Annotated in this window: 17 protein-coding genes and 1 riboswitch; of the genes, 14 read left to right on the top strand and 3 right to left on the bottom strand. The window is 72.0% G+C overall.

All coding sequences use genetic code 11. The features are described 5' to 3' along the window. Window positions 1–23 precede the first annotated feature (23 nt). Window positions 24–85, top strand: a riboswitch (guanidine-III (ykkC-III) riboswitch). Window positions 86–118: 33 nt separating this feature from the next. Next, a complete protein-coding gene (locus ADK41_RS04095; protein ID WP_030825380.1) occupies window positions 119–439 on the top strand; it encodes a DMT family transporter in 321 nt (106 codons plus the stop codon). Between the two features lie 15 nt (window positions 440–454). On the opposite strand, the gene ADK41_RS04090 is transcribed toward ADK41_RS04095, so the two are convergent. Next, on the bottom strand, window positions 455–2791 hold the full coding sequence (locus tag ADK41_RS04090; RefSeq protein WP_030825377.1) for a transglycosylase domain-containing protein: 2337 nt from the start codon (window positions 2789–2791) through the stop codon (window positions 455–457). Window positions 2792–3015: 224 nt separating this feature from the next. Between ADK41_RS04090 and ADK41_RS04085 the strand changes: the two genes are divergently transcribed. Genes ADK41_RS04085 through ADK41_RS04070 form a run of 4 tightly spaced genes read left to right on the top strand, consistent with a single transcriptional unit; the run spans window position 3016 to window position 6415 of the window. Beyond that, window positions 3016–3816, top strand: a complete 801-nt coding sequence (locus ADK41_RS04085) for an ABC transporter permease (protein WP_053670205.1) — start codon at window positions 3016–3018, stop codon at window positions 3814–3816. Window positions 3817–3865: 49 nt separating this feature from the next. Then, window positions 3866–4630, top strand: coding sequence for an ABC transporter permease (locus ADK41_RS04080; RefSeq protein ID WP_106979448.1), 765 nt, complete (start codon window positions 3866–3868; stop codon window positions 4628–4630). Between the two features lie 3 nt (window positions 4631–4633). Further along, a complete protein-coding gene (locus ADK41_RS04075; RefSeq protein WP_037804045.1) occupies window positions 4634–5641 on the top strand; it encodes an ABC transporter ATP-binding protein in 1008 nt (335 codons plus the stop codon). A gap of 54 nt (window positions 5642–5695) precedes the next feature. After that, on the top strand, window positions 5696–6415 hold the full coding sequence (locus ADK41_RS04070; RefSeq protein WP_030825365.1) for a DUF1707 SHOCT-like domain-containing protein: 720 nt from the start codon (window positions 5696–5698) through the stop codon (window positions 6413–6415). A gap of 141 nt (window positions 6416–6556) precedes the next feature. Here the strand turns inward: ADK41_RS04070 and ADK41_RS04065 are convergent, their stop codons facing one another. After that, a complete protein-coding gene (locus tag ADK41_RS04065; protein ID WP_030825363.1) occupies window positions 6557–7924 on the bottom strand; it encodes an SGNH/GDSL hydrolase family protein in 1368 nt (455 codons plus the stop codon). A 209-nt stretch (window positions 7925–8133) separates the two neighbouring features. Between ADK41_RS04065 and ADK41_RS04060 the strand changes: the two genes are divergently transcribed. From ADK41_RS04060 to ADK41_RS04050, 3 genes are all read left to right on the top strand, one after another. Continuing rightward, the gene (locus ADK41_RS04060; protein ID WP_030825360.1) at window positions 8134–9507 is read left to right on the top strand and encodes a DUF445 domain-containing protein; all 1374 of its coding nucleotides are present in this window, start codon (window positions 8134–8136) and stop codon (window positions 9505–9507) included. A gap of 389 nt (window positions 9508–9896) precedes the next feature. Further along, window positions 9897–11420, top strand: a complete 1524-nt coding sequence (locus ADK41_RS04055) for an MFS transporter (protein WP_030825356.1) — start codon at window positions 9897–9899, stop codon at window positions 11418–11420. 61 nt (window positions 11421–11481) lie between these two features. Then, entirely contained in the window at window positions 11482–11841 is a 360-nt protein-coding gene (locus tag ADK41_RS04050; RefSeq protein ID WP_030825353.1) for a VOC family protein, read from the top strand. 31 nt (window positions 11842–11872) lie between these two features. Here the strand turns inward: ADK41_RS04050 and ADK41_RS04045 are convergent, their stop codons facing one another. After that, window positions 11873–12175, bottom strand: a complete 303-nt coding sequence (locus tag ADK41_RS04045; protein WP_030825350.1) for a hypothetical protein — start codon at window positions 12173–12175, stop codon at window positions 11873–11875. 218 nt (window positions 12176–12393) lie between these two features. On the opposite strand from ADK41_RS04045, the gene ADK41_RS04040 reads away from it, so the two are divergent. The 6 genes from ADK41_RS04040 (at window position 12394) to ADK41_RS04015 (ending at window position 15801) form a co-directional block, all read left to right on the top strand. After that, on the top strand, window positions 12394–12822 hold the full coding sequence (locus tag ADK41_RS04040; RefSeq protein WP_030825347.1) for an Hsp20/alpha crystallin family protein: 429 nt from the start codon (window positions 12394–12396) through the stop codon (window positions 12820–12822). Window positions 12823–12988: 166 nt separating this feature from the next. Continuing rightward, window positions 12989–13465 (top strand): DUF2267 domain-containing protein, encoded by a 477-nt coding sequence (locus tag ADK41_RS04035; RefSeq protein WP_030825344.1) that lies wholly within the window; start codon window positions 12989–12991, stop codon window positions 13463–13465. Window positions 13466–13634: 169 nt separating this feature from the next. After that, the gene (locus ADK41_RS04030) at window positions 13635–14009 is read left to right on the top strand and encodes a VOC family protein (protein ID WP_030825341.1); all 375 of its coding nucleotides are present in this window, start codon (window positions 13635–13637) and stop codon (window positions 14007–14009) included. Window positions 14010–14068: 59 nt separating this feature from the next. Further along, a complete protein-coding gene (locus ADK41_RS04025) occupies window positions 14069–14653 on the top strand; it encodes a sugar O-acetyltransferase (protein ID WP_030825338.1) in 585 nt (194 codons plus the stop codon). A gap of 9 nt (window positions 14654–14662) precedes the next feature. Then, complete coding sequence (locus tag ADK41_RS04020) at window positions 14663–15208, top strand: TetR/AcrR family transcriptional regulator (RefSeq protein WP_030825335.1); 546 nt, start codon at window positions 14663–14665, stop codon at window positions 15206–15208. Window positions 15209–15297: 89 nt separating this feature from the next. Beyond that, window positions 15298–15801, top strand: a complete 504-nt coding sequence (locus ADK41_RS04015) for a TIGR03618 family F420-dependent PPOX class oxidoreductase (protein ID WP_030825332.1) — start codon at window positions 15298–15300, stop codon at window positions 15799–15801. Window positions 15802–15858: the final 57 nt, after the last annotated feature.

Below are 15858 nucleotides of genomic sequence, written 5' to 3'. Positions count from 1 at the left end.
TTCCTGCTTTCGGGCTAGGGTGGTGGGACCAATGAGGGCCCCGACGAGACGCGCCGTACCGGGGTGAAGGCAAAGACGACGCACCCCCGTTTCCGTTCGTGTCCCGGAGGTGCCTGTCATGGCCTGGGTTCTGCTCGTCGTCGCCGGTCTGCTGGAGGTCGGCTGGTCGGTGGGGATGAAGTACACCGATGGTTTCACCCGGTTGGTTCCGAGTCTGCTCACGGGTGCGGGCATCGTGACGAGCATGCTGTTGCTGTCGTACGCGGCGCGTACGCTGCCGATCGGTACGGCGTACGGCGTGTGGGTGGGGATCGGTGCGGCCGGGGCGGCGGTGCTGGGCATGCTGGTGCTGGGTGAGCCGGTGACAGCGGCGCGGATCTTCTTCATCTGTCTGTTGCTGGTGGCCGTGGTGGGGTTGAAGGCGACGTCCGGGCACTGAGCGGCGGGTGTTCTTTCAGTTCCATCGGCCGTTTTGGGTGAGGGCGCCGGTGAGGCCGTCGGGGACGGGGGAGTCGTCCCCGTTGGTGTCGCCGTCGTCGGTGTCGTCGGTGGTCGTCGCGCCGTCGTCGCCGGTGTCGCCGCCGGTGGTTGCGCCGCCGGTCTGTTCCCGGGGTGGTTCCGGTTGGTCCTGGCCGGCGGGCTCGTCGCCCGTCCCCGTCCCTGTTCCCGTCTCGTCGGGTGCCCGGCTGCTGCCGCCGCCGTCGCCGGCGTCGTCGGGGGTGTTGGTCGAGGAGGGGTCGGTGCTGGAGTCGCCGGGGGGTGGCTGGGTCTTCCAGGCGCCGGGCTGGAGGCGGAGGGTGAAGGCCGTGGCCGGTGTGTCCTTGAGGGCTTCGCGGGTGTACTGGCCCCAGATCTCGGCGGGGGCGCCGCCGCCGTTGACACGGGGCAGGCCCATGGCGCCGTAGAGGGGTTTGTGGCCGGCGGTGACGGGGTCCTGGCCCATGACGGCGACGACGGTGGCGAGGTCGGGGGTGTAGCCGGCGAACCAGGCGGCGGTGTCCTCCTCGGCGGTGCCGGTCTTGCCGGCGGCGGGGCGGCCGGCGGTCTGGGCGGCGGTGGCGGTGCCGCTCTCGACGACGCCGCGCAGGACGGAGGTGGTGGTGTCGGCCGCCTGGCGGGTGACGGCCTGGCGGGTGTGGCGTTCGGGCAGGTCGACGTCGCGTCCGTTCCGGGTGATCTTCTCGACCAGGGTGGGGGTGCTGTGTTTGCCGTGGTTGGCGAGGGTGGCGTAGGCCTCGGCCATGTCGAGGACGCTGGCGCTGGCGACGCCGAGGGCGATGGAGGGTCCGGCGTTGTCGAGGCTGGGGGTGTCCGGGGACAGGCCGAGGTCGATGGCGGTCCGGCGGACCTTGTCGGGGCCGACGTCGGCGGCCATCTGGGCGTACACGGCGTTGACGGATTTGTCGGTGGCCTCGCGGACGGTGATGTCGCCGTAGTCGCGGTGGTCCTCGTTCTCGGGGGCGTAGCGGTCGCCGGGCCAGCCCTGGACGGGGCGTTCGCTGGTGCCGTCGTAGACGGTGTTGGGGGTGATGGGGTGGCCGTCCTGGGTGCGGGAGCCGTGTTCGACGGCGGCGGCGAAGACGAACGGTTTGAAGCTGGAGCCGACCTGGAAGTCCCGGCGGGTGGCGTTGGGGGTGTACTGCTTGACGTAGTCGATGCCGTTGTAGAGGGCGACGACCTTGCCGGTCTTCACGTCGATGGAGGCGCCGCCGGCGCGGACGTAGGTGTCGACCTCGCGGTTCTGCTGGTCGAGCCGGTCCATGAGTTTGTCGTTGACGGCGTCGACGAAGGCGTCCTGCTTGTCCTTGTGCAGGGTGGTGGTGATGCGGTAGCCGCCGGTGTCGAGGGCGGCCTCGTCGACGACGTCGTTCTCGATCAGGTGGTCCTTGACGATGTTCACGATGTAGCCGCGCTGGCCGGACATGCTGGTGGAGACGGTGGTCCGCTGGGGCGCGGGGAAGGTCAGGCCGGCGCGTTCGGAGACGCTGAGCCAGCCTTCGTCGACCATGCCGTCGAGGACGTAGTTCCAGCGGCGTTCGACGGTGTCGCGGTTCTCGGGGTGGAGGACGACGTCGTACTGGCTGGGGGCGTTGACGAGGGCGGCGAGGTAGGCGGCGCGGCCGGCGTCGAGTTCGGAGGCGTCGATGCCGTAGTAGGCGTGGGCGGCGGCCTGGATGCCGTAGGCGCCGCGGCCGAAGAAGCTGGTGTTGAGGTAGCCCTCGAGGATCTGGTCCTTGGTCTGTTCGCGGTCGAGTTTGATGGCGATGAAGAACTCCTTCACCTTGCGGGTGATGGTCTGTTCCTGGCGGAGGTAGTAGTTCTTCACGTACTGCTGGGTGATGGTGGAGCCGGACTGTTTGCCCTTGCCGGTGAGGGTGTTCCAGGCGCCGCGGACCATGGCCTGGGGGTCGATGGCGGACTCGGTGTAGAAGTCGCGGTCCTCGGCGGCGAGGACGGCGTGCTGGGCGTCCTTCGAGATCTGGGAGAGGGTGACGTTCTCCCGGTTGACCTCGCCGTCGCGGGCGATGACGGAGCCGTCGGCGTAGAGGTAGACGTTGGCCTGCTGGGTGGCGAGGGCGTTGGCGGCGGGGATCCGGACGAGGTGGTAGCCGAGGAGGAAGCCGCCGACGACGAGTGCGGCGGTGGCGAGGAGGCCGGCGAGGAGCATCCGCCAGGTGGGGAGCAGTCGGCGCCATCCGGTGCGTGCGGGTCTTTTCGGGGCGGCGGCCGCCGGGGGTTTTCTCGGTGCCCGGCCCGCGGGGGGCTGCTGCGGCTGCGGCTCGTCGCTCATGTCGTGCACGGACTCCTGTTTCGCCTGGTTCGTTCCACTGCGCCGTGGTGTGCGCCTCTTATTCAAGACTGTCCCATCCTGTGACGCGTCCCCGCCGACGCCGCGCGTGGCGCGCGCACGCGGCGTGTCACACACCTGGCCCCAACGAAAACGCGTGGCGCGGGGTGCGGCGGGCGCACTAGGCTCCTGCGCTTTCGGTGCCGGTGGCGGGAGGGGGCGGGGGCGTGGGTTCGGCGCGGTTGTACCTGGCCGTGGCGGTGGGGGGTTTCCGGCGGTACGCGTCGTACCGGGTGGCGACGGCGGCCGGGGTGTTCACCAACACGGTGTTCGGGCTGATCCTCGTGTACACGTATCTGGCGCTGTGGGAGGAGCGGCCGGGGCTGGGCGGGTACGACCAGGCGCAGGCGGTCACGTACGTGTGGCTGGGGCAGTGTCTCTACGCGACGCTGGCGATCCAGGGCGGCGGTGCGGAGAAGGACCTGATGGAGCGCATCGGCACCGGTGGGATCGCGGTCGACCTGTACCGGCCGGTGGATCTGCAGCTGTGGTGGCTGGCGGGGGACGTGGGGCGGGCGGGGTTCCAGCTGCTGGGGCGGGGGGTGGTGCCGTTCGTGTTCGGTTCGCTGTTGTTCCCGATGGCACTGCCGGCGGAGGCGGCCGCGTGGGCGGCGTTCGCGGTGACGCTGCTGCTGGCGGCGGTGGTGAGTTTCGGGATCCGCTATCTGGCGGCGTTGAGCGTGTTCTGGCTGATGGACGGCAGGGGGATCGGCCAGGTGCTGATGATCACGGGGGTGTTCTTCTCGGGCATGGTGCTGCCGTTGAACGCCTTCCCGGACGGGCTCGGCGACGTGGTGCGGGTGCTGCCGTGGGCGGCGCAGCTGCAGGTGCCGGCGGATGTGCTGATGGGGGAGGCGGACGTGTGGGGGGCGTTCGCGTTCCAGGCGGCGTGGGCGGTGGCGCTGCTGGCGGCGGGGCGGCTGCTGCAGTCGGCGGCGACGCGGCGGGTGGTGGTGCAGGGTGGGTGAGCGCGGTGTGTTCGTGGAGGGGGTGCGGGCCTACGGGCTGATCGCGGGGATGTGGGTGCGGTCGGGCATGACCTACCGCGCGTCCTTCGCGTTCACGGTGGTCGGGAACCTGCTGGTGACCGGGCTGGACTTCGTGGGGATCCTGCTGATGTTCTCGCAGGTGGACTCGTTGGGCGGCTGGTCGCTGCCGGAGATCGCCCTGTTGTACGGGTTGTCGGCGACGTCGTTCGGGATCGCCGATCTGGTGCTGGGCTCGTTGGACGTGCTGGGCGGGCGGATGCGGGACGGCTCGTTCGACGTCCTGCTGGTGCGTCCGGCGCCGGTGCTGGCGCAGGTCGGCGCGGACCGTTTCGCGTTGCGCCGGCTGGGCCGGGTCACGCAGGGCGTGGTGGTGCTGGGGTGGGCGCTGGCCGCGGTCGACGTCGACTGGAGTGCGGTGAAGGTGCTGCTGGTGCCGGTGGTGGTGGTCAGCGGCGCGGCGATCTTCTCGGCGGTGTTCGTGGCGGGCGCGGCGTTCCAGGTCTTCGCGCAGGACGCGGCCGAGGTGCAGAACGCGTTCACGTACGGCGGGAACACGCTGTTGCAGTATCCGCCGAGCGTGTTCGGGAAGGATCTCGTGCGCGGGGTGACGTTCATGCTGCCGCTCGCCTTCGTCAACTGGGTGCCGGCCGCGTACGTGCTGGAGCGGCCGTACCCGATCGGGCTGCCGGGGTGGGCGGCGTTCGCGTCGCCGCTGGTGGCGGTGGGGTGCTGTGCGCTGGCGGGGCTGGCGTGGCGGACGGGTCTCAGGTCGTACCGGAGCACGGGGAGCTAGCGGGTGAGGGACGCTTTCATCGAACTCGACGGCGTGGAGAAGGTCTTCGACGTGTGGAGGAAGACCGGATTCATGAAGCGGGAGCGGCACCGGGTGCGGGCGGTCGACTCGCTCTCGTTCACGGTGGCGCGGGGCGAGATGGTCGGCTACATCGGTCCGAACGGCGCCGGGAAGTCGACGACGATCAAGATGCTGACGGGGATCCTCACGCCGAGCGGCGGCCGGCTACGGGTCGCCGGCGTCGACCCGTCCCGCGAGCGGATGCGGCTGGCGCACCGGATCGGGGTGGTGTTCGGGCAGCGCACGACGCTGTGGTGGGACCTGCCGCTGATCGACTCGTACCGGCTGATGCACCGCATGTACCGCATCCCGGCCGCACGCTACCGGGAGAACCTGGAGCGGCTGACCGAACTCCTCGACCTGGGCGGGCTGCTGGACGTCCCGGTGCGCCAGCTCTCGCTCGGCCAGCGGATGCGCGGGGACATCGCGGCGGCGCTGCTGCACGACCCGGAGGTGCTCTACCTCGACGAGCCGACGATCGGTCTGGACGTCGTCTCCAGGACCAGGGTGCGGGACTTCCTGCGGCGGTTGAACGCCGAGCGGGCCACGACGGTGCTGCTGACCACGCACGACCTGCGGGACATCGAGCAGTTGTGCTCGCGGGTGATGGTGATCGACCACGGCCGGCTGGTGTACGACGGTGCGCTCGCCGGGCTGCACGAGGCGGGGGAGAGCGAGCGGACGCTGGTGGTGGACCTGGAGCGGGAGCTGCCGCCGATCGAGGCGCCCGCGCCCGCGCGGGTGGTGCGGGTGGAGGGGCCGCGGCAGTGGCTGGCGTTCCCGGCGTCGGCGTCGGCGGCCGAGCTGGTGGCGAAGGTCGCGGCCCGGTACCCGCTGGTGGACCTGTCGGTGCGGGAACCGGACATCGAGGCGGTGATCGCGAGGATGCTGGGTCCCTCGGGGGGCGCCCCCGAACCCCCGCAGGAGCGGGCCGGGCGGACCCCGTCGTAGCCGGGCGGGCCCTCTCGTAGCCGTGCGGCGGGGACAACTCGTAGGCTGCTGACTATGACCGACGACGCAGCCGTGCCGGACCTCCGCGCCTCCGACGCCGACCGTGAACGGGTCGCCGAGATCCTGCGGGACGCCCTCGCGGAGGGCCGTCTCGACATGGAGGAGTTCGAGGAGCGGCTGGACACGGCGTACCGGGCCCGCACCTACGGGGAGCTGGCGCCGATCACCCGCGACCTGCCGGACCCGGGGACGGCCGGGCCGGCCGTGTCCCTGACCAAGGAGCCGGAGCGGTCCGGTGGCTGGCGGGACAGGATCGTCGGCGGCGACGACACGGGGACGTCGTCGTGGGCCGTGGCGGTGATGTCGGGCTTCCAGCGCCGGGGCCGCTGGACGGCGCCGCGCCGCTTCAACTGCCTCGCCTTCTGGGGCGGCGGCGAGATCGACCTGCGGGAGGCGTACTTCGCGGACCGCGAGGTCGTCATCAACGCGGTCGCGATCATGGGCGGGGTGGAGGTCATCGTCCCGCCCGGCGTCGAGGTCGTCGTGCGCGGCATCGGCGTCATGGGCGGCTTCGACCACCGCGAGGAGGGCGTGCCGGGCGAGCCGGGCGCCCCGCGCGTGATCGTCACCGGCTTCGCCTTCTGGGGCGGCGTCGGCGTCGACCGCAAACTCCCCCGGGCGGAGAAGCAGCGCCTGCGCGAGGAACGCCGCAGGGAGAAACTGGAACGCAAGGAGCAACGCCGCCGCGAACTGGAGGGCTCGGACGACCGCTGAGCCACCCCAGCCCTTCGGGCCGACCCAGCGCTTGGGTCAATTCAGCCCCTCCGGCGTTCGAGGAGCGGGGGTCCGGGGGCAGCGCCCCCGGGTACGGGACGGGTAGGGGCGGAGGGGGCGAAACAAGCACCCCCGAACCCCCTACAACCGCGCCGGAGCCCCACCCCTCAGATCATCCAGATCGAACTCCTCCGCCATCCGGGCGTACCCCCGGTCACTGGGGTGCAGATGGTCCCCGGAGTCGTACTCCGCCCGGAGCCGGCGCGGATCGTACGGATCCCGAAGCGCCTCGTCGAAGTCGACGACCGCGTCGAACACCCGCCCCGCCCGGACCTCCGAGTTGACCGCCCGCCGCACACCCTCCCGCGCGTCCGTGTACCCGCGGTGCCCGCCGAACGGCATGAGCGTCGCCCCCACGACCTTCAGCCCTCGCGCATGAGCCCGCTCGACCAGCTCGCTCAGCCCCGCCACGATCGTGTCCGGATCGGCGGTTCCCGGATGCCGCAGGATGTCGTTGACCCCGAGCGCGACGACCACGACCTCGACGTTCGTCCGCCCCAGCACGTCCCGCTCGAACCGGTTCAGCCCGCTGGGGTTCTCGGCGGGCCGCCCCAGCCCGTCGGTGAGGACCCGGTTCCCGCTGATCCCCTCGTTGACGACGCTGTACCGCGGCACGTCCCGCCCGGCCCCGACCGCCGACCGCAGCCGGTCGGACAGCACGTCCGGCCATCGGTGGTTCGCCCCGGTCGTCGAGGTGACGCCGTCGGTCAGCGAGTCCCCGAGGACGACGACCGTGCCGTCCGCCTCGTTGCTCAGCACGTCCAGCGCGGTCACGTACCGCCAGGCCCTGCTCCGTCCGGTGTACGCCGTCCCCGTCGCGTCCCGGGTGTGCTCGCCGTCGGCGACGTACGAGATCTGGCGCGCGTGCGGGTGGTGGGTGACCGGCCCGGACGCGGTGGGGGAGTACGTCGTGATCAGCACGTCCCCGTCGTGCGGGACGGCGACGCGCACCGCGTCGCTCACCACCTGCTCGCCCGCCGGGACGACGACCGCCGGGTTCCCGGCGAAGGTCAGCGGCCGCACGGTCTCCGGGAGCGCCGCCGCCGTGTCCGGGCCGGCCGACACGGCGATGGAGGCGCGCGTGACGGTCAGCGGCGACTGGCCGTAGAGGTTGGACAGCGTGACGCGGGCACTCGTACCGCCGGCGCCGGTGTGGACGACGTTGCGCACCGAGCGGTCCATGAGGCCCGTCATCTCGGTGCCGGGCTCGCCCGCGACCGGGGAGGCGGCCCAGGAGGTGACCCAGGTGCCGGTGGAGACGGGCGCGGCCGGGTTGTTCCGCTCGCCGCGGCCACCGGCGAGGGCGCCGCGCTCCCGCACGCCGCCGTCGGCCCCGACACCGACGTATATGGCGGCGGAGACCGCCAGGACCGCGGCGACGACCGCGGCGAGCAGGGCACGCTGCTGGGCGGGAGGCGTCACCGCGCCCCCGTCACGACCCCGGGTCATGCTGTTCTTTTCTCCTCGGGAGACGGGAGCCCGAGGCTCCGATCCGATGAACCCATGATGATCCATGGGAAGGGAAGACCGATCAGGGGGACCCTTGGGTGATCCCCCGGGACAAACCCCCTCCGGACAGACGCCGGGAACTCCTGTCACGTTCCAGTAGTCGGTCAGGAAGGGACAATGTGTGAGGGATCACCGAACGGGTGGAGCGGATGGAACGGACCGAAACGGCAGAAACGTCAGGAACGGCGGGAACCGCGGAAAGCGACGGCCGGGACGCCGAAGGGCGGCATGCCCGCCCCGGCGCCTTCACCAACCGCGCCATGAACACGTTCAGCCCCGCGGACGAGGAGAAGCGGCGCGGGGTGCGCCGGATGAAGCTCACCGCCACCGGACTGCTGCTGTTCGTCGCCGTCGTCTACGTCCTCGCCAAATGGGCCTCCCACCAGGGCGCCGGCCCTTGGGCGGGCTATGTCGCCGCCGCGGCCGAGGCCGGCATGGTCGGCGCGCTCGCCGACTGGTTCGCCGTCACCGCGCTCTTCCGCCACCCCCTGGGCCTGCCCATCCCGCACACCGCGATCATCCCCACCAAGAAGGACCAGCTCGGCGTCTCCCTCGGTGAGTTCGTCGGGGAGAACTTCCTCTCCGAGGCCGTCGTGCGGCAGCGGCTGCGCGCCGTCGGCATCGGCAGCCGGCTCGGCGCCTGGCTCGCCGTCCCCGAGCACGCCGACCGGGTGACCGCCGAGCTGTCGGCGGCCCTGCGCGGCGCCCTGACCGTGCTGCGCGACTCCGACGTCCAGGCGGTGGTCGGCGAGGCCATCACCCGCCGCGCCGAGGCCCAGGAGATCGCGCCCGGCATGGGCAAGATGCTGGAGCGGATCGTCGCCGACGGCGGCCACAAACGGGCCGTGGACGTCATCGTCACCCGCGCGCACGACTGGCTGGTGCTGCACAACGACACCGTGATGGACGCCGTCCACGGCGGCGCGCCCGGCTGGACCCCCAAGTTCGTGGACCGCAAGGTCGGCGAGCGCGTCTACAAGGAGCTGCTGCGCTTCGTCACCGAGATGCGCGACATGCCGACCCACCCCGCGCGCGGCGCCCTGGACCGCTTCCTCACCGACTTCGCCTCCGACCTCCAGTCCGACGGCGACACCCGTGCCCGCGTCGAACGCCTCAAGAACGAGATCATCGGCCGCAACGAGGTGCAGGACCTGATCGCCTCCGTGTGGACGTCCGTACGGTCCATGATCGTATCGGCGGCGGAGGACGAGCGCAGCGAACTGCGCCTGCGCGTGCGCGCCTCGCTGCTCTCCCTGGGCGCCCGCATGTCGCTCGACCCCAAGGTGCAGGGCAAGGTCGACGGCTGGCTGGAGAGCGCCGCGGTCTACGTGGTCACCACCTACCGCAAGGAGATCACCTCCCTGATCACGGACACGGTGGCGAGCTGGGACGCCGAGCACACCACGAAGAAGATCGAGGCCAACATCGGCCGGGACCTCCAGTTCATCCGCATCAACGGCACGGTGGTCGGCTCGCTCGCCGGTCTCCTGATCTACACGGTGTCACGGGTCCTGGGGGCGTAGCGCGTCTGAGGCGCTGCGGGCCCGTCGTGGCCGGTCGCGCAGTTCCCCGCGCCCCTGGGAAGCGACCCCACCGCGGGTTCCCCAGTCCCCTTGCCTTCCCTGCCCACGGTGACCGCGACGCCTTCAGGGGCGCGGGGAACTGCGCGAGCAACCCCCACGCGCCCGCAGCGGCACGACGGCCACAGCCCTTCCGGCGCCGGCCGGCCCACGGCGACCGCGACGCCCGCCCTCAGGGGCGCGGGGAACTGCGCGAGCAACCCCCACGCACCCGCAGCGACCCCACGCACCCACCCCGAGAAGCCCCCAGGCCCCCGCCCGCCTCTCACGCCAGGGCGTGAAAATCCCCACCTGGGGGCATACGGAGGTTCGCTTCGCCAGGGAGGGAGCCCATGACCACCGCGCAGTCCGAGACCGGACGCACCATCACCACCAGCATCCCCGCCCGCCTGGACCGCCTCCCGTGGTCCCGCTGGCACTGGTCCGTCGTCCTCGGCCTCGGCACCGTATGGATCCTCGACGGCCTGGAGGTCACGGTCGTCGGCAACATCGCCGCCCGCCTCTCCGAACCCGGCAGCGGGCTGCCCATCACCTCCGGCGAGGTCACCGGCATCGCCGCCGCCCTCTACGTGGCCGGCGCCTGCGCGGGCGCCCTGTTCTGGGGCCGTCTGACCGACATCTGGGGCCGCAAGAAGCTCTTCATGATCACCCTCGCGGTGTACCTCGGCGCCACCGCCCTCACCGCGGTCGCCTTCGACACCTGGTGGTTCTTCCTCTTCCGCTTCTTCACCGGCTTCGGCATCGGCGGCGAGTACGCGGCCATCAACTCCGCGGTCGACGAGCTGATCCCGGCGAAGTACCGGGGCCGCGTCGACCTGATGATCAACGGCAGCTTCTGGCTGGGCGCGGTCGGCGGCTCCTTGCTGTCGATCCTGGCGCTGAACACCGACATCTTCCCGGCGAACGTCGGCTGGCGCCTGACCTTCGCCCTCGGCGCCGTCCTCTCCCTGGTCATCCTCCTCGTACGCCGTCACGTCCCCGAGAGCCCGCGCTGGCTGCTGATCCACGGCCGCGACGAGGAGGCGGAACGCATCGTCGGCGACATCGAGCGCCGGGTCGAGGCCGAACGCAAGGAGCGGTTGCCCCGCGCCGAGGGCGAGCTGACCATCCACCAGCGCGAGAACGTCACGTTCACCGAGATCGCCCGCACCGTCTTCGCCAAGTACCGCAAGCGCTCCGTCCTCGGCTTCTCCCTCTTCATCGGCCAGGCGTTCCTCTACAACGCCATCACCTTCGGCTTCGGCGCGATCCTGACCACGTTCTTCGACGTCCCGTCCGGCAACACCGGCTACTACTTCGCCGTGATCGCGGTCGGCAACTTCATGGGCCCGCTGCTGCTCGGCAAGCTGTTCGACACGGTGGGCCGCCGGGTGATGATCTCCGGCACCTACCTGCTCTCGGGCGTCCTGCTGTTCGGCACCGCCTGGCTCTTCGACCGGGGTTCGCTGAGCGCGACGACCCTCACCGCCTGCTGGTGCGTGGTCCTGTTCTTCGCCTCGGCCGGCGCGAGCAGCGCGTACCTGACGGTCTCCGAGGTCTTCCCCATGGAGACCCGCGCGATGTCCATCGCCTTCTTCTACGCCCTCGGCACCGCCGCCGGCGGCATCAGCGGCCCCCTGCTGTTCGCGAAGCTCACGGAGACGGGCGTGGTCGGCGACACGGTCCTCGCCTTCCAGATCGGCGCCGGCCTGATGTGCGCGGCGGGCCTGGTCGCGGCCTTCCTCGCGGTGAACGCGGAACGCCGCTCCCTGGAGGACATCGCCGAGCCGCTCGCCGCCGCCGCGTCGAAGGCGAAGGCGAAGGACCCGTCCCGTACGGGCCCGGGCGCGGACGGTTCGAAACCGGCGACGGCGTGATGGAGTCGGGCCTCACGCGGCGCGCGAACCCGCCCGCCCGACCGACAGGAGCCGCACGACGATGACCGTTCGCCGGATCGTGCCCGACATCCAGGTCGCCTCCGAGGAGGCGCTGGACACCAGCCGGACCTTCTACGGCCTCCTGGGCTTCGAGGAGGTCATGGACATGGGCTGGGTGACCACCCTGGCCTCCCCCGCCAACCCCACCGCCCAGATCAGCTTCTTCACCGAGGAGCGCACGGCGCCGGTGGTCCCCGACCTCAGCGTGGAGGTGGAGGACGTCGACGCGGTGTACGAGCGGGTACGGGCTTCGGGCGCGGAGATCGTCCGCGAGCCGAGGGACGAGGAGTGGGGCGTACGCCGCTTCTTCACCCGCGACCCGAACGGCCGCGTGGTGAACGTGCTGACGCACCGCTCCTGACGGGACGGCCCGTGGCCGGACCGGCGCCGCCTCAGCCCCGCCGGTCCGCCACCGCCCACGAGGCGAGCGCCACGGCCCCCGCCGCCCCGAACACGGCGGGCCAGGCGCCCACCTTCTTCGCCAGCGGGTGCGACCCGGCGAACGCGGCGACGTACGCCACCGACAGCGCCCCCGCCGCCCCGCTCCCGGCCCGCTCCCGCCACTGCCGCGCGGCGGCGGCCCCGGCGGCGGCCAGCACCACCCCGCCCAGCTGCCGCTTCCGGGTCCAGCGGGCCACGCCGTACCCCCCGACGAGTCCGCTCGCGGCCACCACCGAACTGGGAACCTTCGCCATGCCTGCTGCCTCCTGCCGCCGCGCCGGCCCGGCGGGCCGGGGTCGTCCGGACTCCGAGGCTAGCCGCTCCGCGGGGCCACCCGACGCCCAGGCGTCTCAGCGGGCCGTACGACACAACCTGAGTCCAGGCTTGTCAACTTTCCTCCTCCGAGTTATATAAGAAGGGCAAGACCGTAAGGGCATCGCACCGATGACATCCACGGAAGGAGATGACCGTGATGCTCATGCGTACCGACCCGTTCCGCGAATTCGACCGACTCGCGCAGCAGGTCTTCGGCGCCACCCCCTCCGGCCGCCCCTCGGCCATGCCGATGGACGCCTACCGGGCGGGGGACGACTTCATCGTCCACTTCGACCTCCCCGGCATCGACCCCGAGACGATCGAGCTCGACGTCGAGCGCAACGTCCTCAACGTGCGCGCCGAGCGCCGCTCCCCGGCGCCCGAGGGCGCGGAGACCGTGGTCGCCGAGCGCCCCACCGGCACCTTCACCCGCCAGCTGTTCCTGGGCGAGACCCTGGACACGGAGCGCATCGACGCGTCGTACGAGTCCGGTGTCCTGACCCTGCGCATCCCGGTCGCCGAACAGGCCAAGCCGCGCCGCATCCAGATCACCGGCGGCGACAGCCGCAAGCAGATCGGCGGCTGACCCCCGCGCACCCCGCTCACCCCGCGCGTCCCGCGGACCCGACGGTCCGCGGGACGCGCCCCCGCGCACATCCGGCCCGCAGGGCGGCACATGCCCGGGAAGAACCGGGGCATGGGAGAACCGGAGACCGGGGCACTGGAGAACCGGAGAAGGAGAGAAGTACCGGATGACCACGCTGACACCGCAGAAGCCCGCGACCCCCAAGCCGGCCGGAGGCGTCCCGGCTGCGGCCGCAGCGCCCCGGGACGACAGCTGGCACCAACTGGTCGACGCGGTACGGGAGTCGGGCCAGTACCCGACGCGGTCGCAGGCGGAGAGCGTCACCCGTGTGGTCCTCTCCGCCCTCGGCGGTCACGTCGTCGGCGACGAGCGCGTCGACCTGGCCCGTGCCCTGCCCGAGGAGGCGGCCATAGTGGTCGCCTCGCAGATCCCGGTGACCCGCGCGCTGACCGCCGCGGAGTTCGTCGACTCGGTGGCCGCCCGCATCGAGGGCGCGACCCCGGCGACCGCCCGCTGGGACGTCAGCTCGGTCCTGAGCGTCCTGCCCCGCCTGGTCGGCGACGCCCTGGTGACCCGCGTCCTGGCCCAGCTGCCGCCGGGCTACGCCCTGCTCTTCGGCCGCGCGGAGCTGTCCCCGGCGTGACGGCCGGGCGGCGCCCGCCCACCTCGCCCGCGACCCGGCCCCGGACCCGTGTCCGGGGCCGGCGCACGTCCGGATCCCGCCGCCGCCCGTCAAATGGTTCGACGCGGCCCCTCCCCACCCGCCATCCTGCGTGCCGGAAGTCACACCATCCGCCCGTCCCGGAGGACCGTTGAACCCCGTCATCCGCCACATCACCTTCGACTGCACCGGCGACCCCTACGACCTCGCCACGTTCTGGAGCGCGATGCTGGGCAACCCGCTCGCCGACGACGACAAGCCCGGCGACCCGGAGGCCCTGATCGTGGACCCGTCCGGCGGGCCCGGCCTGCTCTTCGTGCGCGTGCCCGAGGGCAAGACCGCCAAGAACCGCCTCCACTTCGACCTCAGGCCGACCGGCCGCACCCGCGCGCAGGAGGTCGTCCGCGCCATCGAACTCGGCGCCCGCCCCCTGGCCGACCACACCCGCCCCGACGGCGGAGGCTGGGTCACCCTGCTCGACCCCGAGGGCAACGAGTTCTGCGTCGAGCGCGGCGACCTGGACTGAACCGCACACACGACGACCGAAGGGTACGTTCGTACGCTCCAGGGCGTACGATCGTGGCCATGCCGACGGACGACCACTTCGCGAACGACCCGCGCACCAACCTGGAGCGCATGCTCGCGGGCGACCTGTACATCGCCGACGACCCGGAGATCGCCCGCCGCCAGCAGCGCGCGATGCGACTCGCGGCCCGCTACCAGGCTGCCTACCCCGAGAACCCCGCCGAGGCGAGGCCGATCCTGACCGAGCTCCTCGCCTCGGTGGGCGAGGACGTCGAGGTGCGCCCGCCCCTGTACGTCGACTACGGCAGCAACATCAGCATCGGCGCCCGCACCTTCGTCAACTACCACCTGACCGCCCTGGACGTCGCCCGGATCACCATCGGCGAGGACTGCCAGATCGGCCCGAACGTCCAGCTCCTCACCCCCACCCACCCCGTGGAGCCGGGGCCCCGCCGCGACAAGCTCGAGGCCGCGCTGCCCATCACCATCGGCGACAACGTCTGGCTCGGCGGCGGCGCGATCGTCTGCCCCGGCGTGACCATCGGCGACAACTCCGTCATCGGCGCCGGCGCGGTGGTCACCAAGGACATCCCCGCGAACGTCGTGGCCGTCGGCAACCCGGCCCGCCCGGTCCGCACGATCTGACCCGCCCGTATGGCCACCGGACACACCGACCCCCACCGCCGCGAGCGCATCCTCGCGGCGGCGCTCGACCTGATCGCCGAGGAGGGCGTCGCCGGCGTCTCCCACCGCAAGATCGCCGCACGGGCCCGGGTCCCCCTGGGCTCGATGACGTACCACTTCACCGGCATCGACGACCTGCTGCTCCAGGCCTTCACCGGCTACGCCGACCACGTGGTGACCCTCTTCGAGGACCACCTCGCCGGCGCCACCACCGTCGACGAGGCCCGCGAGGCGGTCACCGACCTCATCCACACCCTCTCCGAGAACCCCCGCCGCGACCTGATCCTCACCCAGGAGCTCTACACCCTGGCCGCCCGCCACGAGCCCTACCGCGCCCTGTGCGTCCGCTGGATGCGCCGCAGCCGCACCCTCCTGGAACACCACTTCCCCGCGCCCACGGCCCGCCAACTGGACGCCCTCATCGAGGGCCTGACCCTCCACCGCGCCCTGGACGACCCCCCGTCCGACCGCGCCCTGACCCGCGAGGCGGTCGCCCGCATCACCGCCGCGCCGTGACCCGTGAAAGACCGGGGACCCTTCACAACCGGACCGCGTTGTCGCGGAATTCGGGAAATTACCTGGCTTTCAAAGCAGTTGACCACGTCATGACCCATCGACCCGCACCCCGCGCCCTGTCCGACGAAGCCCTCTCCGCCCTGCTCGGCACGCAGCGGTTCGGCACGCTCGCCACCGTCAAGCGCAGTGGCCACCCCCACCTGACCACGATGGTGTACAGCTGGGACCCCGAGGCCCGCATCGCCCGCTTCTCGACCACGGCCGACCGCGTCAAGCTCAAGCACCTGCGGCACGACCCGCGTGCGGCACTGCACGTGCAGGGCGGCGACGTGTGGTCGTTCGCCGTCGCCGAGGGCGAGGCGGAGGTCTCCGCCATCACGACGGTCCCCGGCGACGAGGTCGGCCGCGAACTCCTCGGCATGCTCCCGGAGTCCGCGAAGCCGGAGGACGAGGACGCGTTCCTGGAGCAGCTGGTCGCCGAACGCCGCGTGGTCATCCGCCTGAAGGCGGACCGGCTGTACGGAACGGCACTCGACATCGAGGGCCAGGCCCGGCCGGCCGTCCTTCCCGCGGGTGAGCGACGCGCGCCGTGAGCACGTCGCGCCCGCACTCGTCCGGGTGAACGCGCGCTCTCCGAGCCGGTGCTCGGC

It is taken from the genome of Streptomyces caelestis (assembly GCF_001279005.1).
Taxonomy (GTDB): domain Bacteria; phylum Actinomycetota; class Actinomycetes; order Streptomycetales; family Streptomycetaceae; genus Streptomyces; species Streptomyces heliomycini.
This window is presented reverse-complemented; position numbering and strand designations above follow the sequence as displayed.

Coding starts and splice junctions, on each gene's coding strand:
- ADK41_RS04040 (WP_030825347.1), top strand. CDS start 12,394: ATGCTCATGCGTACCGACCCGTTCCGCGAATTCGACCGACTCGCGCAG.
- ADK41_RS04020 (WP_030825335.1), top strand. CDS start 14,663: ATGGCCACCGGACACACCGACCCCCACCGCCGCGAGCGCATCCTCGCG.
- ADK41_RS04070 (WP_030825365.1), top strand. CDS start 5,696: ATGACCGACGACGCAGCCGTGCCGGACCTCCGCGCCTCCGACGCCGAC.
- ADK41_RS04015 (WP_030825332.1), top strand. CDS start 15,298: ATGACCCATCGACCCGCACCCCGCGCCCTGTCCGACGAAGCCCTCTCC.
- ADK41_RS04045 (WP_030825350.1), bottom strand. CDS start 12,175: ATGGCGAAGGTTCCCAGTTCGGTGGTGGCCGCGAGCGGACTCGTCGGG.
- ADK41_RS04055 (WP_030825356.1), top strand. CDS start 9,897: ATGACCACCGCGCAGTCCGAGACCGGACGCACCATCACCACCAGCATC.
- ADK41_RS04065 (WP_030825363.1), bottom strand. CDS start 7,924: ATGACCCGGGGTCGTGACGGGGGCGCGGTGACGCCTCCCGCCCAGCAG.
- ADK41_RS04060 (WP_030825360.1), top strand. CDS start 8,134: ATGGAACGGACCGAAACGGCAGAAACGTCAGGAACGGCGGGAACCGCG.
- ADK41_RS04025 (WP_030825338.1), top strand. CDS start 14,069: ATGCCGACGGACGACCACTTCGCGAACGACCCGCGCACCAACCTGGAG.
- ADK41_RS04080 (WP_106979448.1), top strand. CDS start 3,866: ATGTGGGTGCGGTCGGGCATGACCTACCGCGCGTCCTTCGCGTTCACG.
- ADK41_RS04095 (WP_030825380.1), top strand. CDS start 119: ATGGCCTGGGTTCTGCTCGTCGTCGCCGGTCTGCTGGAGGTCGGCTGG.
- ADK41_RS04050 (WP_030825353.1), top strand. CDS start 11,482: ATGACCGTTCGCCGGATCGTGCCCGACATCCAGGTCGCCTCCGAGGAG.
- ADK41_RS04035 (WP_030825344.1), top strand. CDS start 12,989: ATGACCACGCTGACACCGCAGAAGCCCGCGACCCCCAAGCCGGCCGGA.
- ADK41_RS04090 (WP_030825377.1), bottom strand. CDS start 2,791: ATGAGCGACGAGCCGCAGCCGCAGCAGCCCCCCGCGGGCCGGGCACCG.